16 protein-coding genes and 1 pseudogene are annotated in these 17,076 nt (G+C 58.6%); 7 read left to right on the top strand and 10 right to left on the bottom strand.

What is annotated here, in order from left to right; all coding sequences use genetic code 11:
- Positions 1-184: 184 nt before the first annotated feature.
- Both KUF73_RS04700 and KUF73_RS04695 read left to right on the top strand, forming a co-directional pair.
- Positions 185-1,159 (top strand): D-glycerate dehydrogenase, encoded by a 975-nt coding sequence (locus tag KUF73_RS04700; RefSeq protein ID WP_218436909.1) that lies wholly within the window; start codon positions 185-187, stop codon positions 1,157-1,159.
- Positions 1,160-1,317: 158 nt separating this feature from the next.
- The gene (locus KUF73_RS04695) at positions 1,318-1,827 is read left to right on the top strand and encodes a DUF2165 family protein (protein WP_218436908.1); all 510 of its coding nucleotides are present in this window, start codon (positions 1,318-1,320) and stop codon (positions 1,825-1,827) included.
- A gap of 29 nt (positions 1,828-1,856) precedes the next feature.
- Here KUF73_RS04695 and KUF73_RS04690 read toward each other — a convergent pair whose 3' ends face one another.
- On the bottom strand, positions 1,857-2,759 hold the full coding sequence (locus KUF73_RS04690; RefSeq protein WP_218436907.1) for a DMT family transporter: 903 nt from the start codon (positions 2,757-2,759) through the stop codon (positions 1,857-1,859).
- A gap of 151 nt (positions 2,760-2,910) precedes the next feature.
- On the opposite strand from KUF73_RS04690, the gene KUF73_RS04685 reads away from it, so the two are divergent.
- Positions 2,911-3,786, top strand: coding sequence for an AraC family transcriptional regulator (locus tag KUF73_RS04685; RefSeq protein ID WP_218436906.1), 876 nt, complete (start codon positions 2,911-2,913; stop codon positions 3,784-3,786).
- 97 nt (positions 3,787-3,883) lie between these two features.
- Here the strand turns inward: KUF73_RS04685 and KUF73_RS04680 are convergent, their stop codons facing one another.
- The 6 genes from KUF73_RS04680 to KUF73_RS04655 all read right to left on the bottom strand — a co-directional run bounded on the left by KUF73_RS04680 (position 3,884) and on the right by KUF73_RS04655 (position 10,880).
- A complete protein-coding gene (locus KUF73_RS04680) occupies positions 3,884-4,930 on the bottom strand; it encodes a YncE family protein (protein ID WP_218436905.1) in 1,047 nt (348 codons plus the stop codon).
- Positions 4,930-7,356, bottom strand: coding sequence for a TonB-dependent receptor (locus KUF73_RS04675; RefSeq protein WP_218436904.1), 2,427 nt, complete (start codon positions 7,354-7,356; stop codon positions 4,930-4,932). Before KUF73_RS04675 ends, KUF73_RS04680 begins: the two co-directional genes overlap by 1 nt.
- A gap of 177 nt (positions 7,357-7,533) precedes the next feature.
- A complete protein-coding gene (locus tag KUF73_RS04670) occupies positions 7,534-8,523 on the bottom strand; it encodes a FecR family protein (RefSeq protein WP_218436903.1) in 990 nt (329 codons plus the stop codon).
- Positions 8,520-9,092, bottom strand: coding sequence for an RNA polymerase sigma factor (locus KUF73_RS04665; protein ID WP_218436902.1), 573 nt, complete (start codon positions 9,090-9,092; stop codon positions 8,520-8,522). The genes KUF73_RS04670 and KUF73_RS04665 overlap by 4 nt, the downstream gene beginning before the upstream one ends.
- Before the next feature lie 219 nt (positions 9,093-9,311).
- Positions 9,312-9,719, bottom strand: a complete 408-nt coding sequence (locus KUF73_RS04660) for an HPF/RaiA family ribosome-associated protein (protein WP_218436901.1) — start codon at positions 9,717-9,719, stop codon at positions 9,312-9,314.
- Between the two features lie 213 nt (positions 9,720-9,932).
- On the bottom strand, positions 9,933-10,880 hold the full coding sequence (locus KUF73_RS04655; RefSeq protein ID WP_218436900.1) for a LysR substrate-binding domain-containing protein: 948 nt from the start codon (positions 10,878-10,880) through the stop codon (positions 9,933-9,935).
- A gap of 135 nt (positions 10,881-11,015) precedes the next feature.
- Between KUF73_RS04655 and KUF73_RS04650 the strand changes: the two genes are divergently transcribed.
- Together KUF73_RS04650 and KUF73_RS04645 are read left to right on the top strand one after the other, a co-directional pair.
- On the top strand, positions 11,016-12,392 hold the full coding sequence (locus KUF73_RS04650; RefSeq protein ID WP_218436899.1) for an L-serine ammonia-lyase: 1,377 nt from the start codon (positions 11,016-11,018) through the stop codon (positions 12,390-12,392).
- Between the two features lie 304 nt (positions 12,393-12,696).
- The gene (locus KUF73_RS04645) at positions 12,697-13,014 is read left to right on the top strand and encodes a DUF3509 domain-containing protein (protein ID WP_218436898.1); all 318 of its coding nucleotides are present in this window, start codon (positions 12,697-12,699) and stop codon (positions 13,012-13,014) included.
- On the opposite strand, the gene KUF73_RS04640 is transcribed toward KUF73_RS04645, so the two are convergent.
- On the bottom strand, positions 13,011-13,511 hold the full coding sequence (locus KUF73_RS04640) for a phosphate-starvation-inducible protein PsiE (protein WP_218436896.1): 501 nt from the start codon (positions 13,509-13,511) through the stop codon (positions 13,011-13,013). The genes KUF73_RS04645 and KUF73_RS04640 overlap by 4 nt on opposite strands.
- Before the next feature lie 327 nt (positions 13,512-13,838).
- Here KUF73_RS04640 and KUF73_RS04635 point away from each other — a divergent pair.
- Positions 13,839-14,093 (top strand): annotated as a pseudogene (locus KUF73_RS04635) (YebG family protein); the annotation flags it as partial.
- Between the two features lie 242 nt (positions 14,094-14,335).
- Here KUF73_RS04635 and KUF73_RS04630 read toward each other — a convergent pair.
- A complete protein-coding gene (locus KUF73_RS04630) occupies positions 14,336-15,355 on the bottom strand; it encodes a Glu/Leu/Phe/Val dehydrogenase dimerization domain-containing protein (RefSeq protein WP_218436892.1) in 1,020 nt (339 codons plus the stop codon).
- 183 nt (positions 15,356-15,538) lie between these two features.
- On the opposite strand from KUF73_RS04630, the gene KUF73_RS04625 reads away from it, so the two are divergent.
- Positions 15,539-16,342: a SirB1 family protein gene (locus tag KUF73_RS04625; RefSeq protein WP_218436890.1), complete on the top strand. Its 804-nt coding sequence runs from the start codon at positions 15,539-15,541 to the stop codon at positions 16,340-16,342.
- A 95-nt stretch (positions 16,343-16,437) separates the two neighbouring features.
- Here KUF73_RS04625 and maiA read toward each other — a convergent pair whose 3' ends face one another.
- A complete protein-coding gene (gene maiA, locus KUF73_RS04620) occupies positions 16,438-17,073 on the bottom strand; it encodes a maleylacetoacetate isomerase (protein ID WP_218436889.1) in 636 nt (211 codons plus the stop codon).
- Positions 17,074-17,076: the final 3 nt, after the last annotated feature.

Raw genomic sequence — 17,076 nt, 5'->3', positions numbered from 1 at the left:
TGCTTAAAGTGTCGGGCCCGGTCAGCGAGCCACGAAAGGCCGACAGTATAACTGAGGGGGCGCTACAAGCTTCAAGCTTCGAGCGGCAAGTTAAAAGCGGTGGAAGTGGTTTTTGGACTTGCAGCTTGCCGCTTGAAACTTGTAGCTTGCTAAGCATTCCTGTCCGCCCGACGAGCTTGCCTCCATGAAAAAAACCGTCCTCGCCTTCAGCCGCGTCACGCCTGAAATGGTTGAACGCCTGCAACAAGACTTCGACGTCATCGTGCCGAATCCTAAAAACGGCGATATCAACGCCCAGTTCAATGAAGCCCTGCCCCATGCCCACGGCTTGATCGGCGTTGGTCGCAAACTTGGCCGTGCTCAGCTGGAAAACGCCGCGAAACTAGAAGTGGTGTCCAGCGTATCGGTGGGTTACGACAACTATGACGTGGCCTATTTGAACGAGCGCGGGATCATGTTGACCAACACGCCTGACGTGCTCACCGAAAGCACCGCCGACCTGGCTTTCGCCTTGTTGATGAGCAGCGCCCGCCGCGTGGCCGAACTGGATGCCTGGACCAAGGCCGGTCAATGGCAGGCCACTGTCGGCGCACCGCTGTTCGGTTGCGATGTTCATGGCAAGACCCTGGGCATCGTCGGCATGGGCAACATCGGTGCGGCCATCGCCCGCCGTGGTCGCTTGGGTTTCAACATGCCGATTCTCTACAGCGGCAACAGCCGCAAGAGCGCGCTGGAACAGGAGCTCGGTGCGCAGTTCCGCAGTCTCGATGAACTGCTGGCCGAAGCCGACTTCGTCTGCCTGGTGGTGCCGCTCAGCGAAAAAACCAAACACCTGATCAGCCATCGCGAACTGGCGCTGATGAAGCCGAGCGCCATCCTGGTGAACATTGCGCGCGGCCCGGTAGTGGACGAACCGGCGCTGATCGAAGCCCTGCAAAACAATCGGATTCGCGGCGCCGGGCTGGATGTGTACGAAAAGGAACCGCTGGCAGAATCGCCACTGTTTCAACTGAAAAATGCCGTGACCTTGCCGCATATCGGCTCGGCCACCCATGAAACCCGCGACGCGATGGCCAACCGCGCTCTGGTCAACTTGCGCAGTGCCTTGCTGGGTGAACGTCCGCAAGACCTGGTTAATCCACAAGTCTGGAAAAGCTAAATAAAAACGGGCAGGCGTTAACTATGTCTGCCCGCTTAATCTAATACGCACACACTCAACTTCCCAATACATACCTTGCAATTCACTTAATCACCAAACACATAAACAGCTCTATAAACTCCAGACTAACAAGCCCCCTATTCTGGAGAACAATAATCTTGAGCCAACTTACAACCAACCACGTCATTAAAATCAGCAAAGCCACACTGATGCTGTTTATATGTTTCTTTGGCTTACTGGTGATGTACAGCAACTTTACCGACTACGCCACCAACTATGAGTACCTTGCGCACATCCTCAGCATGGACACGACACACGAAGGCTATAAATACAGCTACCGGGCGATTACCTCGCCTATGCTCCATCATCGAATTTACTGGCTGATCATTACACTCGAAGTTATGTTCACCGTCTTCTGCATCATGGGCACCTACCAGCTGTACAAGAACATTAACACCACAAGTAAAAAATTCCATGAAGCCAAGAAGTTCGCGATCATTGGTTTGTTGATTGCGTTATTTCTCTATTACGTCTGTTTCCAGGTGATCGGTGTCGAGTGGTTCAATATGGATGAATCACAACACTGGAACTACAAAGACTGGGCTCGGCATATTGTAGGCTTCATATTGCCTTCACTGATTTATGTAGCGATCAGGATCGAGCGCTGAAAATTACTACACTCGATCCTGATGCGGCTTCAAGCCAGTTTGCCGTTGCCTTGCACCATCGGTGCCTTGGGCTTACGGAAGACCAACACATTACCCAGCATCACCAGCACCAAACCCATCAGGGCCGGCAAAGTCCATTGGTAACCCTCGGCAAACGCCGACACATTCAGCGCCACTACCGGGAACAGCACGGTGCAGTAGGCGGCGCGCTCCGGCCCCATGCGCCCGACCAGTGTCAGGTAGGCGGTGAAACCTATCACCGAGCCTGGAATGACCAGGTACATCAGCGAACCGATGTAACGGGCATTCCACTCGATATCGAACGGAATGCCTTTGACCAGACACCACACCGACAGCATCGCCGCGCCGTAGGCCATGCCCCAGGCGTTGGTAGTCAGCGGCTTCAGCCCGGCTTTCTGTTGCAGGCTCGACAGCATGTTGCCCGCCGAGAAGCATAAGGTGCCGCACAACGCCAGGCCCAGGCCGAGCAGGGTTTGCGGGCTGGCGGTATGACCGACCAGCTCCGGCCAGAACAACAGGCCCAGGCCGAGCAAGCCCAGCGCACCGCCCATCAGCACGTTGCGAGCGATTTTCTGGCCGAAAAACACCCGCGCATTCAGGGCGTTCCACAGCGTGGCGGTAGAAAACACGACCGCCACCAAACCGCTGGGAATCCATTGGCTGGCCGTCAGGAAGCACATGAAGTTGACGCAAAACAGGCACAAGCCCTGCGCCAGGCAAATCAGGTGCCCGCGACGGTTCATCACTTGCAAGCGACGGCTGAGCAGCAACATCACGAACAGCACCAGCGCGGCGAGGCCGAAGCGATAAACAATCGACACCGGAATCGCCACCACGCCCAATTGCCATTTCAAGGCAATCCAGGTGGTGCCCCAGATCAGCACGGTCAGTAAATACAACGACAGGTTCATGGCAAAGGCTCCTCAATAGGTCACCAGTGTCCTGCGTAGCACCTTGGTGCACTTGCATAAACTTGCGCTTTTGTCGCGCACCGGGCTGGCAGGTGAACGTCTACGGAGTAGGATGCAGGGCGTTGGATGCAAGTGTTATAGAGCAACGATCATGGCCGCACTGGATACCCTACAAGTCTTTCAAGCCCTCAACCGCTCGCCCAATGCTCGCCTCGAGCACAGCGCCGAGCTCGGTGACGGCATGGCTGCAGCCTTGTGGAGCAACCATCACGACGCCCAGGATTACGAAGCGCCGAGTCACCACACCCTGTCTTGCTACATCGCCGGTGGCACCGGCACCTTTCGCCGCGATCAGCCCGGCACCAAGGGCGGCCCGGACAAACTGTGCATCCTGCCCGCCGACCATCAGTCCGGCTGGGTGATCAACGGCGACATCCGCCTGGCCCATATTTATTTCAGCCCCGAACAATTCGCGCTCGGCTGCGTCACGCTGCTGGACCGCGAACCTCGCGAGTTGCAATTGCGAGAAGGCACGTTCCTTGACGATCCGCTGCAAGCCCGACGCTTTCGCCAGATGATTACCCTCAATTGGGATGAACCCGGCGAACGCCTGCTCACCAGTAGCCTGGCCCATGAAATGCTCAGCCACGTGTTGCTCGGCCAGGTCGGCCTGCGCGAAGGGCTGCGGCTCAAGGGTGGTTTGGCGGCGCATCAGCGGCGGCAGTTGGTGGAGTTCATCGACAGTCAGCTGGCCGAAGCCATCAGTCTCGGACAATTGGCCGCGTTGTGTGCGTTATCGGAATACCACTTTGCGCGGATGTTCCGCGAAAGCTTTGGCTTGCCACCGCATCAGTATGTGCTGGCGCGGCGGATGAGCCGGGCGCGGGAGTTGTTGCGGACCACGTCGCAGCCGTTGGGTGAGATTGCGTTGGCCTGCGGGTTTGCCAGTGCCAGTCATTTCACCAACCGGTTTCGTCAGGTGTTGAGTGGAACGCCTGGGGAATATCGGCAGGCGTTTTTGCGCTGAGGCAAGGTCAGAGGATCGCAGCCTCGTTTTACTCGACAGCTCCTACGCATCTCTATGTAGGAGCTGTCGAGTGAAACGAGGCTGCGATCTTTTCGTCTCAGGGCGCCAGCGTCATCACGCTGAACGTATCAGCGTGGAACAGCGGATCAAGCTTGGGTTCACCTTTCGCCGATGCTGGCTGGGTAAAGTCCATCGCCGGCAGATAAACCTTTTTGCTCTGTGGATCGAAGGCCATGTTGTACGCCATGGGCAGCGTGCTGATGTTCGCCTGTAATGCGTAATGATCGGCGTCCAACTGCTGGATGACCGTCAGGCTGGCATCGACGCCACTTGGAATGATCAAGCGTCGGCTGTCCGGATCATACGCCACGGCGTTGACGTCGCGCGTAATCGGCAGGCTGGTCTGCACTTCACCGGTCTCTCTATCGGCCACCACCAGCCGAGGATTGTCACCGCGACACGCCACGAATAACCGGTTCCGTTCGACATCCTGCGCCAACGCACTCGGGCGCGGGCATCCATCGAATTGCCAGGTGTCGAGGACCTCGAACGTCGTCGCAGAGAATCGCGCAACCTGGCCTTCATCACGCATCGGCAGGAAGAAACTGCCATCGCCTTTAAGCAGCAACGGGTCTATTTTCTTCACGTTCAGTTCATGGGCGGCGCTGATGCGCTCTGCTTTCGGATCGAACACAAACAAGGTCGAACGATCCGCACGCCGACCGCTGACGATGATGACCTGGCCGCTGCGCGGTTCATACACCGCGCTGTTGAGATTGCTCTGGGCCACCGGGATGCGCTTGAGCAGTTTGAGTGTGGATAACTCGACCACGCCCAGGCTGCCATCGGTATTGAGCACGAACACGCGGTCCAGCGAAGGGACAAACACCACGCCATTGGCGCCCTGCGAACCTTTGATGGTTTTGATCAAGCGTTGCTTACGGACATCGAGCACGCTCAGGCCGTTTTCGCGTCGGGCGAGAAACAGGTAGGGCCGCGTCGGGTCCAGCGCCGCGAAGCCCCAGCTGTCACCCGAGCCGGGCAGCGTGACCTGATCTTCGCGGTGATACACCCGCGCATCCGGCGCGGGAGCGGCGTAAACCGTGCTGCTAAGGAGCAGAAATAACAGGCTGAAGGCTTTCATCAGAACTCCAGCGTGCTCGAGAACGTCACCTGACGCGAATCACCCATCGAGACGAAGAACCGACTCACCGCCGAGGTGTAGTAGGTGCGGTCAAACAGGTTCTTCACGTTGAGCTGAAACTTGACCTTTTGCCCGTCGACTCTGGTGTCGTAAGTGGCGAAGGCATCGGCCACGGTATAACTCGGCAGGTCGAAATCATTCGCCGCGTCCCCCGCCCGCTCACCGACGTAACGCGCCCCGCCACCCACTCGCAACTGATCGCCACCGACGATGGTGCCAAAGTCATACACCGCCGACATCGAGCCGCTGTTCCTGGCGACGTTCTGCAGTTGTTTGCCTTTGTAGTCCGGGTCTTCGGTGACCTCGGCATCGGTGTAGGCGTAGCTGCCGATCACGCTCCAGCGCTCGGTGAGCTGACCGCTCAAATCCACTTCCAGACCACGGGAACGCACTTCGCCAGCGGCGCTGTAAATCGTCGTAGGTCCTTCGGCGTTGGCAATCAGTACGTTGCGTTTCTTGATGTCGAACAGCGCGACGTTGCCCGTCACGCGACCCGGCAGATCGAGCTTGGCGCCAATCTCCCAAGCCTTGGCTTCTTCCGGTGCAATGCTGCCATCGAGCACCACCGTGCTGCCGCTCAACGGCGCGATAGTCGAGTTCGGTTTGAACGACTCGGTGTAGCTGCCGTAGAACGACAGCTCATCGGTGTAGCGATAGACCAGGCCTGCGCGCGGAATCCACTTCTGACCGTTGCTGTCTGTGTTGGCCCGGAACGGCACGCCTTTGCCGGCGTACTGGTCGTATTCCTGGAAACGCCCGCCGCCTACCAGAATCCACTGATCGGTAAGGTGGATGGAGTCCTGGAGGAAGATCGAATCGCTGCGCAGCTCATCAGTCTGTGCACTGTCGGCGGGGCTGACCGTGGTGCCCGGCACTTCGCGGCCATACACCGGGTTGAGGTAGCTGAAGGTGGTCCTGCTTTTCTGCCGGATCAAATCCTCGCGGTAGATTTTGCGGTATTCGTCATCGACGCCGAACAGCAGGTCGTGCTGCATGCCCAGCACATTCACGTTGCCTTCCATGCTGGCGGTGGTGAACCGGTCGGTGCTGATCGCGTTCTGCGTGCCGTCCATGCTACGGGTCAGGGTGCCTTTTTGGGGATCGATGGCCGTCACGCGCACCTGACTGGCGTCGTAGGTTTCACGGTTCCAGCTGTAGCCGAAGTGGGCTTTCCAGTTGTCGTTGAGTTCATGGTCGGCCTCGAAGTGATAGAGGTCCGAACGCCCTTCCATGTTATTGAACGGCTCGTCGAGACGCTCCTTGCGCGAGATGTCCAACGGGTGGTTGGTGCGCGGGTCGATCAGCGTGCCACGGTCGAAAGGCGTGAGGAATTCGCGATGCTCATAGGCCAACAGCAACTTTGTGCTTTCACCGAACCAGGCCAGCGACGGCGCCACCAGGCTTTCGCGGTGAACGCCGAAGTTGCGCCAGTAATCTTCGTCTTCGTGGTCCAGCACCATGCGGTAGGCCAGTCCGGAAGTGCCGAGGGCGCCAGTGCTGTCGAGGGTGCCGCCGCTGCCGTTCTTGCCCTCGCCGTAAGTCGAGCCGCGCAACGTCAACGCGTTGTATCGCTCAAGCTCGGGTTTCTTGCTGACCATGTTGACCACGCCGCCCGGGTCCTGGATGCCATAGAGCAGCGAGGCCGGGCCTTTGAGCACTTCGATGCGGTCCACGCTTTCATTAAGTCCACGGCCCTGCACGATCGGCATGCCGTCGCGCATGATCGAACCATTGCGGTTGTCGCCGAAGCCGCGAGTCATCACCGAATCCTGGGTACTCCCCAGCGTGTTGCCCTGGGTGATGCCGCTGACATTGGCCAGGGCATCATCGAGATTGCGTGGAACCTGGTCGCGAATGACTTGGGCCGGAACCATGTTGATGGTCTGGGGAATTTCCTGGAGCGGTGTCGAGGAGCGCATCACCGAACTGGTGGGTGGCGGCTGGTAGCTCGTGGATTCATCCATCATCGATGTAATGGTGGTTGCGCCGAGGTTCAACGCGCCTTCACTGGGCATCGGTTCCAGGGCCATGGTGTGGCTGTCGGCACGCCGGAACGTCAAGCCCGAGCCGATGAGCAGGCGTTGCAAGGCTTGTTCGGCAGTCAACTGGCCGTTGAGTGCCGGGGCAGTAATGCCGTAAGGCGCTTCATCGGTGTAGACCACGCTGATGCCGGTGATGCGGCTGAAGTCGCTCAAGGCCTGGGGCAGCGGTTTGGCGGCCATCGAAAAACTGAATTGCGTGCGTTGCTGGGCACTGGTTTCCGCCGCCATCGCTACGCTCAGCGGCAGCAACGCCAGCGCCGAGAAGCTCAACGCAGAAACACTTAACCATTGTTTGACCGAACCGGATTTTGCCCTGGACTTCATGACTCATGACCTGTGTAGAACCGCAACGGATGCGAATGACTCGCAGTTTCAGTCACTACACGGATGGCGTTTGGTTTTACCTCAGCAGAAAGTTGAAAATATTTTTAAAGGTCAAAAGATCGCAGCCTTCGGCGGCTCCTTCAGGGGAACGCGCAGGTTGCGATCTTTTGATTTTCCTCACCGCAAAATAATCAGCTGGCCCCAAACCTGATGTTGCTCAAATCCCAACACCCCCTGCAACGAACTCAACACCGCCAGTGGGTCTTTGCTCGGAAAGCTGCCACTGACCCGGCGCCTGGCCAGCTCATCGTTGAGCAACACAATCCGTCCGGGGTAATAACGCCCCAGGTCCTGCACCACATCGGCAAGGGTCGCCTTGTAGTAATTGAGCCAACCCTGGCGCCACGCCAACTGCGCCTCGCTGTCCACAGCATGCAGCGGTTGCGCCGAGCCTTCGCCGAAAGCCACTTGCTGGCCGGCGGTCAGGATTTGCTGTTCAGCCTGTTTGTCCGGCGTGACACCGACCCGACCGGACAACACCGTGACCTGCGCGCCACGGGGTTGCAGGCGAACTTCAAACTGCGTGCCGAGTACACGCGCCTGGCCCTTTTCCGCATCAACCACGAACGGTTCACCCGTGTGCGTCACGCTGAAAAAACCGGCACCGCGACGCAACTGGACATGCCGCTCACCGCCACTGAAATCCACGGCGATAGCGCTGTCGGCATCGAGGGTGACTTGCGATTTATCGGCCAGGGTGACGGTACGGATTTCCCCCGGCGCCGACACATAATCGGCGCCCAGGTCATCGATCCAGCGCGATGGCTGCCAACCGCTGCCGAGGCTGATCATCAGCAGCAGGCACGCCGCCATGGCCAGCGCCCCGGACCAACGCATAACGCTGCTGCGCCGCGAGCGATTCATCGCGTTGAGGTAACGCTGCAGCGCTAATGCATCTTCATCTGCCAGCGTGCGCGCCGGCACTTCGCTCAACTCCCACAACACTTGCGCTTGGGCATAGGCCTCGGCATGGGCCGGATCGGCCTGCAACCACTGGCTGAATGTGACCTGATCGCCACTGCTCGGCTGGTCGTGCAGCAAACTCAGCCAGGCCAGTGCCGCTTGTTCCTGAGCGGGTGTCGGGGTGACGTGTTCGACGTTGTTCACGGTGCTTTCCCTGGCATACGCGGCTTGGGTTCTCGCAGGCTGGCCTTGCAGGCCTCGAGCGCGCGCATCATATGTTTTTCCACGGCACTTTGGGACAACCCCATGGCCTTGGCGATCTCGGCGTACTTGCGGCCATGTATGCGGTTGAGCAAGAAGATCTGCCGCGTGCGTTCCGGCAATGCGCGCAACGCCGCCTCGACATGACGCAAATCGTTACCCGCCTCCAGCGCCGCCTGCGGTTCGCTGCCGGCGCTGTCCAACGGCTCCGCCATCAAGCCTTCGCTCACCCGGACCCGCGAGCCCTCACTGCGCAAATGATCGATGGCGATGTTGCCGGCGCAACGCAGCAGATAGGTGCTGAGTTCTTCGACCTGAACCAGTGGTCGTCGCCAAAAACGCAGGAACAAGTCCTGCACCAGGTCCGCAGCGGTAGCCCGGCAACCGACACGACGATTCACCAGCGCTTCCATTTGCGAGCGTTGCGAGAGAAATACCTGGAGAAAATGCGCACGTTCGCCGCGCGGGTCATCGCGCTCGAAATCATGAGGTTCGGGGGGACGGGTGATCATTGATTGAGCACTACGAAATCGCGGCAGTGGGCTGGCCAGCAGGCTCAAACGCCTTTTGGTAAGGACGTGCGTGCTGATTTTTGCGCAATACTAATGATAAATATTCTCATACGCAAAAGTACTTCATCCGCGTTTCTGTGAAATGAGTGATCTCTGAAAAAAAAACGGGCCTGCAATGCAGGCCCGTTTCAATTGGGGAGGTTAAAGGTGAATCAGGTGTCAGCCGTTAAGCGCTGCCTGTTCGTTTTCCAGAAATTCCTCTTCCAGCAGCGTATCGGCATGGGCGCCACTTTCGATGGGCACCACATTGGCTCGTTTGCCGCGTAATTTGCCGAACATGTGCTCCAGCGCATGTTCAAGTTTGGTGGCCGCACCGTCGATGGCCTGCTCCAGGGTATCGGCTTTGTGGGTCACGGAAATCGGTTGGTGGCCTTTTGGCCGCGCTTCAAGCTGGCAGCGCAAATCGTGGGGACCAGGCTTGTCGCCGTTCTCGTCCCGCAGGTGAACCTCGACTCGGGTCAGGTCTTCCTCATAACGTTCAAGCGTGCTCTCAATGGTAGTACGTACCCACTCCTCCAGTCGGATGCTGCTTTGAATATGGTTATCGCTATTGACTTGGATTTGCATAGTTCATCCCTTATTTCAGCTAGCTCGCGAGAGGCCGGTCAGCTAAGCCCTTGGGCGTCATCACCGTGACCTCTTACTTACACAATCGGTCTGTAAGCTGAACAATTCAACCCCTAAAAAAAGATAATTTTTAATCGCAGAAAAAGCCGGACAACCGGCAAAAGCGCTGTTAAGGTCGGGAGTTGAGTCGCCCCGCTTCTTTGTCACAATTACTCACATTTTCTGGTCCGCCAGTGGGTGCAACCCACGGAAAATCCCCGCCTCTTCCACCAGCCAGTCATGCACCGCACGCACTCCCGGATGGCTCAGTGCACCCGGTGCATAGAGCAGCATGTAACGCTTGTGATTGGGCACCGCCAGGCCAAACGGCACGATCAATGCGCCGCGCTCCAGTTCATCGTTGAGCAGCGTGCGCCGCGCAATCGCCACCCCCATCCCGGCGATGGCCGCCTCGATGGTCAGGTGATTGCGATTGAAGGTGTGTCCGCGCCGTACATCAGCACCTTCGAAACCGATGGCATTGAGATAGAACTCCCATTCCGCATATTCATAACTGCCACGCCAGGCAGTGATGTCGTGCAGCAGCGGAAAATGCATCAGGTCCGCCGGCCCGTGCAGCGGCGGACGCCCACGCAACAGGCTCGGGGCGCACACCGGGAAAATCTGCTCATCGAGTAGGGCTGTGGATAACAAACCTGGATAGCTGCCGTCGTTCAGGTCGATGGCCAGATCGAAGTCGCCCTCGTGCAATGGCACACTGCTGTCCTCGGCCACCAGACGCAATTGAATGTCCGGAAAACGCTGCTGCAAGCGCGGCAGACGTGGGGTCAGCCACTTGCTCAGGAACGACGGAATCGAGCGCACCCGCAGCGTGCCGCTGATCATGCCCGCGTCCAGCCGACGCAACTCCGCATCAATGCTGCCGTAGGCCTCGTTAACGGTGATGGCCAGTCGCTGGCCTTCGGCACTCAACTCCACACCTCGGGCTCGCCGATGGAACAGACGAAAACCCAGGCGCTCTTCCAGTTGGCGAATCTGCTGACTCACCGCCCCCGGAGTGATGTGCAGTTCTTCGGCGCAGCGGGTGAACGACAAGTGCCGGGCGGCACAGGAAAACACCTGCAGCCACACATAAGTCTGGGCATGCAATTGACGACTCATCGTTTAGTCCTGCTAAAGGCTGTCTTAGGAGGTTTCGTTGGTCACGTAGGACCGAGAGAGGCAGTATCGCTGAAAGTGCGCTTGTCCTACAAAAATGGCAGCGATTGATCTTCCATTGCAGGAATAGGCTTTAGCATGGCTATCAGTGTTTTCGATCTCTTCAAAGTCGGCATCGGTCCGTCCAGCTCCCATACGGTAGGGCCGATGCGCGCCGCCGCCACCTTCGCCCAGATGTTGGTCGACCAAGGTTTTCTGGCCGACGTGCGGCGAGTAGAAATCAGACTCTATGGCTCTTTGTCAGCCACCGGTATCGGTCACGCCACTGACCGGGCCTGTGTCATGGGCTTGATGGGCGAATGGCCAGACCGCATCGATCCAACCTCCATCGACAGCCGAATCCACACCCTGCGTGAAACGGGCAAGCTGTCTCTGGCAGGCCAAGCAACCATTGCCTTCGACTGGTCGCGCGATCTCCTGTTGCTCGACGAGAGCTTGCCTTATCACCCCAACGCGATGTCTCTTACAGCGTTCGGCGAAACCGGTGAACTGCTCGAGCAAACGTACTACTCGGTAGGCGGCGGTTTCATCATCGAAGCGGCTGAGGCAGAGTCCGGCATCGCACCCGCCAGCGACGTCGTCCTGCCATACGATTTTTCCAGCGCCGTCGAATTGCTTCAGCTCTGTAACCAGCATGGTTTGCGGGTTTCCGAATTGATGATGGCCAATGAACGAGCCTGGCGCAGTGACGAGGAAATCCGCCAGGGCCTGCTGCACATCTGGTCGGTCATGCGCGAGTGCGTGGAACAAGGATTGAGCCACGAAGGCATCTTGCCCGGCGGTTTGAATGTTCCGCGCCGCGCCGCGAAGTTGCACCGCAGCCTGCTGGAAATTGGCAAGCCGAATGTCATCACTTCAACCCTTTCGGCTATGGAATGGGTCAACCTGTTTGCCCTCGCCGTGAACGAAGAAAACGCCGCTGGCGGACGCATGGTCACCGCACCTACCAACGGCGCGGCGGGGATCATTCCGGCGGTGCTGCACTACTACATGAAATTCAACCCTGATGCGTCGGACGACGACGTTGTGGCGTTCTTTCTGGGCGCGGCAGCGGTCGGCATTCTCTGCAAGAAAAATGCTTCGATCTCCGGCGCCGAAGTTGGCTGCCAAGGCGAAGTGGGTTCGGCTTGCGCCATGGCCGCCGCCGGTCTGGCCGATGTGCTCGGCGCCACCCCGGAGCAATTGGAAAACGCAGCCGAAATCGGCCTGGAGCACAACCTCGGCCTGACCTGCGACCCTGTCGGCGGACTGGTCCAAGTGCCGTGCATCGAGCGCAACGCGATCGCGGCCGTCAAGGCGATCAACGCCACGCAAATGGCTTTGCGCGGTGACGGCAAACACTTCATTTCCCTGGATCGAGTGATCCGCACCATGCGCGACACCGGCGCCGACATGCACGACAAATACAAAGAGACTTCACGCGGCGGCCTGGCGGTGAGCTGGGTGGAGTGCTGACCGATTAGGTGGCAGCGAGGCGAAAATTGCCCTGAAACGGGCAGATAAAAAGAAGGCGGGCCACAGTGCCCGCCTTCTTTTTGGCGTGATTATTGTCCGACAAACTATCCGGCATGCCCCTTGCTACAACCCTGTCGGCGCTACCGCAGGCTGCGATCTTTTGATCTTTCAACGGGCAACGTCAAAAGATCGCAGCCTGCGGCAACTCCTACATGAAGGCAATTTGGCCAATGGTCTGGTGTTGCGAACTAATCCCGATCACGACCGGTCAACAACTGCACGTTCAATCAGGCGGTGACGCATCATGGACAACCCCTTTCAGCTCATTACCGATGCTTTTGCAGCGGATTATCAGATCAACCTGAGCATTCAGGGTCTCGATGGCAGCATCATGCTGACCCTGTCCAACAGTGGCCACGTAGTAGCCAAACGCATGATCAGTTGCGAACAACGCAATGACCCCGAGCGCCTTAAACGCCTGGTGCAAAGCATTCAGTTCGGCATCGCCATCGAACAGGGCCACAGCGCCGTGGCGATTCTCGAAGCCATGACCGATGGCGACACGCGCAACCTGCCGCCACCTGCGGTCAAAGGCCGGCCTCGACCTGCCATCGGTTTTTAAAGCTCGCCCTTCTCCACTTCTGGATGTTCACTCGACCCCGCACCTGTTTTACGGTGCGGGTGTTCAATCTTCACCGAAGGAAACTGCGACGAAGCGTAACGCACCACCAGAATCGCAAACGCCAACAGCAGAATCCCGCCACACAGATAGATGATCCCCACGTCTGGCGGGTTGTGGTGCGACACGTTGGAAATCAGCAGACGCGTCAGTGCGGTGATCGCCACGTAGATCAGGAAGCGCACCGGCATGTGGTTGGTCTTGAAGTAAATCCCGACCATTGCCCCCAATTCGAGGTAGATGAACAGCAGCAAGATGTCATCGATCTTGATGTGTCCCTGCTCGATCATCCCGAGAAATTCCATCACCGCCGCCCACGCGGTCACCGCACCAATGGCGAACAGCGCCATGTAGTGGAAGGTCTCGACGAACAGATTGCCGAGGGACTCGGCCAGTTCATGCACGTTCTGCCGCAGGTTTTCGGCCCAGTTGATTTTCACGATGATGCTTCCTTAGGTCGGCTCGACCGAATAATGCGGGTTGGACGTGACGGTTGTTCTGCATGCAGAAAGAAGGCCACGCCATGATGGCGAGGAGCACTGAAACACGCTCCGTGGCGTTTGGTCGCACCTCTTCCGGCGTTTCACGAATCCTGTAGGATCGAACCTGCTCGCGAAGGGAGCACCGTGGTACAACTGACAAACGCCCAATCCGGTCTACATTAAAAAGCCACTACCCAAACCCCGGCGATTCGCTTATCCTTTTCGCTGTATATAAATACAGTAGTCGAATCCGACAACCAAATGTGAAGGCATGTGAGGTGGTGAATGGCCGTCGAAGTGGTATACCGCAGCAGCCGAGATCTGGAGCGCTTGTTCATGGATAAAGCCGAAGCTGACCGTCATGACAAAATGCTCGAACTGGCCGAGTTGCTGGCTGAAGTGTTGCACAAAGCCGTTCCGTCCCTGACCGAGCAGCAGGTGGAAGAAGCCGGTATCTACATGGCGAAGAATCGCGATGTGTTTGCCAAGGCGTTCAAGAGCCAGCCGGACGCGTTGTCCGAGTTGCTCAGCGCCCCTGCCGAAGTCGTGGAGCCGGTTGAGGTGGTTGAAGTCACTGAGGCCGCTGAGCCGATTGCCCCGGCCAAGCCAGCCAAGGCCGCCAAAGCAGCAAAGTAAGCAAGGCCCGAATTGAATAGGCCCTGAGTCAAATGGCTCAGGGCCTTTTTCATGCATTGGAAACCAGAAAATCAAAAGATCGCAGCCTTCGGCAGCTCCTACACAGATCGTGTGGAGCTGCCGAAGGCTGCGATCTTTTGATCTTTTTATCGGTACAACGCCTTCTCCGCCAACTCGTCCGCGACTCGCGCCGGCGAGCGTTTTTCCGCCTGGGCGTGGGCAAAGACTTCGGTCAGGCGCGAGCTGATTTTCGACAAGTGCGCAGTGATGGTCGACAATTCTTCGCCACGATGCTTGAGCGAAACGTAGATCAGTCCACCGGCATTGATCACATAATCCGGCGCATAAAGAATGCCCCGCCGCTCCAGCTGATCGGCGACGTCCAGATGAGTCAGCTGATTGTTAGCTGAACCCGCCACTGCTGAACAACGCAGTTGCGTCACGCTATGGCTGTTGAGCACGCCGCCCAGGCCACATGGCGCAAGAATGTCACACGGCGTGCTGAGCAGTGCGTCGTTGGCGATGGGGTGCGCGCCGAGTTGCTCCATCGCCAGTTGCACCTTGCCGTGGTCGATGTCGCTGACCAGTAGCTCGGCACCAGCAGCATGCAGCTGTTCTGCCAGCGCATACCCGACGTTGCCCAGGCCTTGAATAGCAACGCGCAGGCCTTCGAGGTTGTCGCTGCCCAACCGGGCCATGGCGGTGCTGCGAATGCCGGTGAACACGCCCATCGCCGCGTGGGGCGCTGGGTCGCCGGCCGAGGTGGTGCTGGTGACATGTTGGGTCTGCTGGGCGATGCAGTCCATGTCCGCCACCGACGTGCCGCTGTCGATGGCGGTGATGTAGCGACCGTCGAGCTGGTTGATGCAGCGGCCGAAGGCTTCAAACAGCGCGCCACGGTTTGCTACATGGATCGGGCGAATGATCACCGCGACGCCGCCGCCCTGGGCCAACCCGGCCAGCGCTGCCTTGTAACTCATGCCTTGAGCGAGGCGCACCGCATCCTCGACCGCAGACTCGTCGCTGGGATAGGCAAGGTAACGACAACCGCCCAAGGCAGGGCCCAGTCGGCTGTTATGAATGGCAATGACCGCCTTCAACCCGGTGGCCGGGTCAACGCTCAGATGCAGCGATTCAAGGCGAGTGCTTTGCATGAGAGCGAACATCGTCGGGCTCCCGAATCACTTCTTGTAGTCGCCAGTATAGGCTTGCGCCCAAAAATTGCAGAAGCGCACCGGAATAAGCGAAGCCGCGATGCAAGCTTTCGGAAATAACCTGTTTCGGCCCTTGCACGCCACTGGACGAATGCCAGAGACAAGGCTAAAACGAGGCATTGCCCGGAGATTTTGATGACACCGCGTCAATCGTTTTTCGCCTGTCTGCAACGTTCCCCGCCCGCGCTGTTCGAGGCGGCGCTATGGATTGCCGCCGAACATGACAGCGAGGTGCAACCCGAGGTCCTGCTCAAAGACTTGAAGGAGCTGCAACAGCGAGTCAGTTATGGCTTGCCAATGTTGCCGGTGAGCGAACTGGCGCAACCCTTGTTACGACGCATGAATGACCTGGGATTCGCCCAGGACGATTTCACTCCGCTGCGCCCACAAGTGGCCTTGCTCAACAAAGTGCTGGAGCTGCGTCGCGGGCAACCGCTGGCCTTGGGATTGATTGCGCTGGAGCTGGCCAGGGGCCTGGAAATCCCCTTGGTCGGGGTCAACTTCCCGGGGCATTTCCTGTTGCGCGTGCCGGGCGCCGATCACCTGCTCGACCCGTGCGGCGGTCGTCGGCTTTATCCCAACGATTGCCGGGAACTGCTGCAACGCCAGTACGGCCCCAACATGAAACTCAGCGCTGAACACCTGGTCACCGCCGAGCCCGTGCAAATGCTCCAGCGCCTGTCGCGCAACCTGCGCCAGTTGCACCTCTCCCACGACGATTACATCGGCGCATTGATCGACGCTGAACGCGTGCTGGAACTGGGCAACGGCAATGTCGCCGACTATCTGGCCAGGGCCAGTCTGTATCAACGGCTGGACTGCCCGAACGCCGAGCGATTCGACCTCGAACATGCCCTCTTGCTCAGTGACGACCCGATCCAGCGGATTCGCCTGACCGAACGACTGGGGCATTTGCCGCCTAATTCCATCGTTCATTAAAAGCAAAAGATCGCAGCCTTCGGCAGCGCCTACAGGAGTTCGTATTCCCCTGTAGGCGCTGCCGAAGGCTGCGATCTTTTGATCTTGCTGCTGCGTCAAGGCGTATCAGGCTGATTCGCCGGATGCGCCTTGATGAACGCCGGATGCGTAGCTGCCAACGCTGCCACGCGCCGGATACGCGGATACGCCTCCAGGGAAATGTTGAACCGTTCGGCCGCATACAGCTGCGGAATCAGGTAGGCGTCCGCCAACCCCGGTTGCGGGCCAAAGCAGTAACCTTCATCACCGATCAACTGCTCCACCGTCGCCAGCCCTTGACTGATCCAGTGCCCGATCCACTCCATCACCTGTGGCTCGTCGTGGCCCAACTGGCGTAGCCGATTGAGCACGCTGACGTTGTGCAGCGGATGCACATCACAGCCGATCACCGCCGCAACACCACGTTCACGAGCGCGGGCCGCGAGGTCTTTCGACAGCAGCTGCACCTGTGGATAACGTTCTTCCAGGTACTCGATGATCGCCGGCGACTGGATCAGCAATTCGCCCTCATCGGTGCGCAAGGCCGGCACGCGGCCCTGCGGGTTGATGGCCAGGTACGGCGGCTGGCGATGTTCACCGCCGGGCGGAGCAATCAGGTTGATCGGCAGCGCCTGGTAATCCAGCCCCTTCAGCGCCAACGCGATGCGCACCCGATAGGACGAGGTCGAACGGTAGTAGGTATAGAGTTCCATGCC

The sequence above is a fragment of the Pseudomonas sp. PD9R genome (assembly GCF_019200975.1).
Taxonomy (GTDB): domain Bacteria; phylum Pseudomonadota; class Gammaproteobacteria; order Pseudomonadales; family Pseudomonadaceae; genus Aquipseudomonas.
Note: the sequence above shows the minus strand (reverse complement) of the source record. Positions and strands in the feature narration are given on the sequence as shown.

Bases quoted from the DNA above. Each gene is read 5' to 3' on its own strand.
- KUF73_RS04700 (WP_218436909.1), top strand. From the start codon at position 185: ATGAAAAAAACCGTCCTCGCCTTCAGCCGCGTCACGCCTGAAATGGTT.
- KUF73_RS04690 (WP_218436907.1), bottom strand. From the start codon at position 2,759: ATGAACCTGTCGTTGTATTTACTGACCGTGCTGATCTGGGGCACCACC.
- KUF73_RS04685 (WP_218436906.1), top strand. From the start codon at position 2,911: ATGGCCGCACTGGATACCCTACAAGTCTTTCAAGCCCTCAACCGCTCG.
- KUF73_RS04680 (WP_218436905.1), bottom strand. From the start codon at position 4,930: ATGAAAGCCTTCAGCCTGTTATTTCTGCTCCTTAGCAGCACGGTTTAC.
- KUF73_RS04675 (WP_218436904.1), bottom strand. From the start codon at position 7,356: ATGAAGTCCAGGGCAAAATCCGGTTCGGTCAAACAATGGTTAAGTGTT.
- KUF73_RS04665 (WP_218436902.1), bottom strand. From the start codon at position 9,092: ATGATCACCCGTCCCCCCGAACCTCATGATTTCGAGCGCGATGACCCG.
- KUF73_RS04660 (WP_218436901.1), bottom strand. From the start codon at position 9,719: ATGCAAATCCAAGTCAATAGCGATAACCATATTCAAAGCAGCATCCGA.
- KUF73_RS04655 (WP_218436900.1), bottom strand. From the start codon at position 10,880: ATGAGTCGTCAATTGCATGCCCAGACTTATGTGTGGCTGCAGGTGTTT.
- KUF73_RS04650 (WP_218436899.1), top strand. From the start codon at position 11,016: ATGGCTATCAGTGTTTTCGATCTCTTCAAAGTCGGCATCGGTCCGTCC.
- KUF73_RS04645 (WP_218436898.1), top strand. From the start codon at position 12,697: ATGGACAACCCCTTTCAGCTCATTACCGATGCTTTTGCAGCGGATTAT.
- KUF73_RS04630 (WP_218436892.1), bottom strand. From the start codon at position 15,355: ATGTTCGCTCTCATGCAAAGCACTCGCCTTGAATCGCTGCATCTGAGC.
- KUF73_RS04625 (WP_218436890.1), top strand. From the start codon at position 15,539: ATGACACCGCGTCAATCGTTTTTCGCCTGTCTGCAACGTTCCCCGCCC.
- maiA (WP_218436889.1), bottom strand. From the start codon at position 17,073: ATGGAACTCTATACCTACTACCGTTCGACCTCGTCCTATCGGGTGCGC.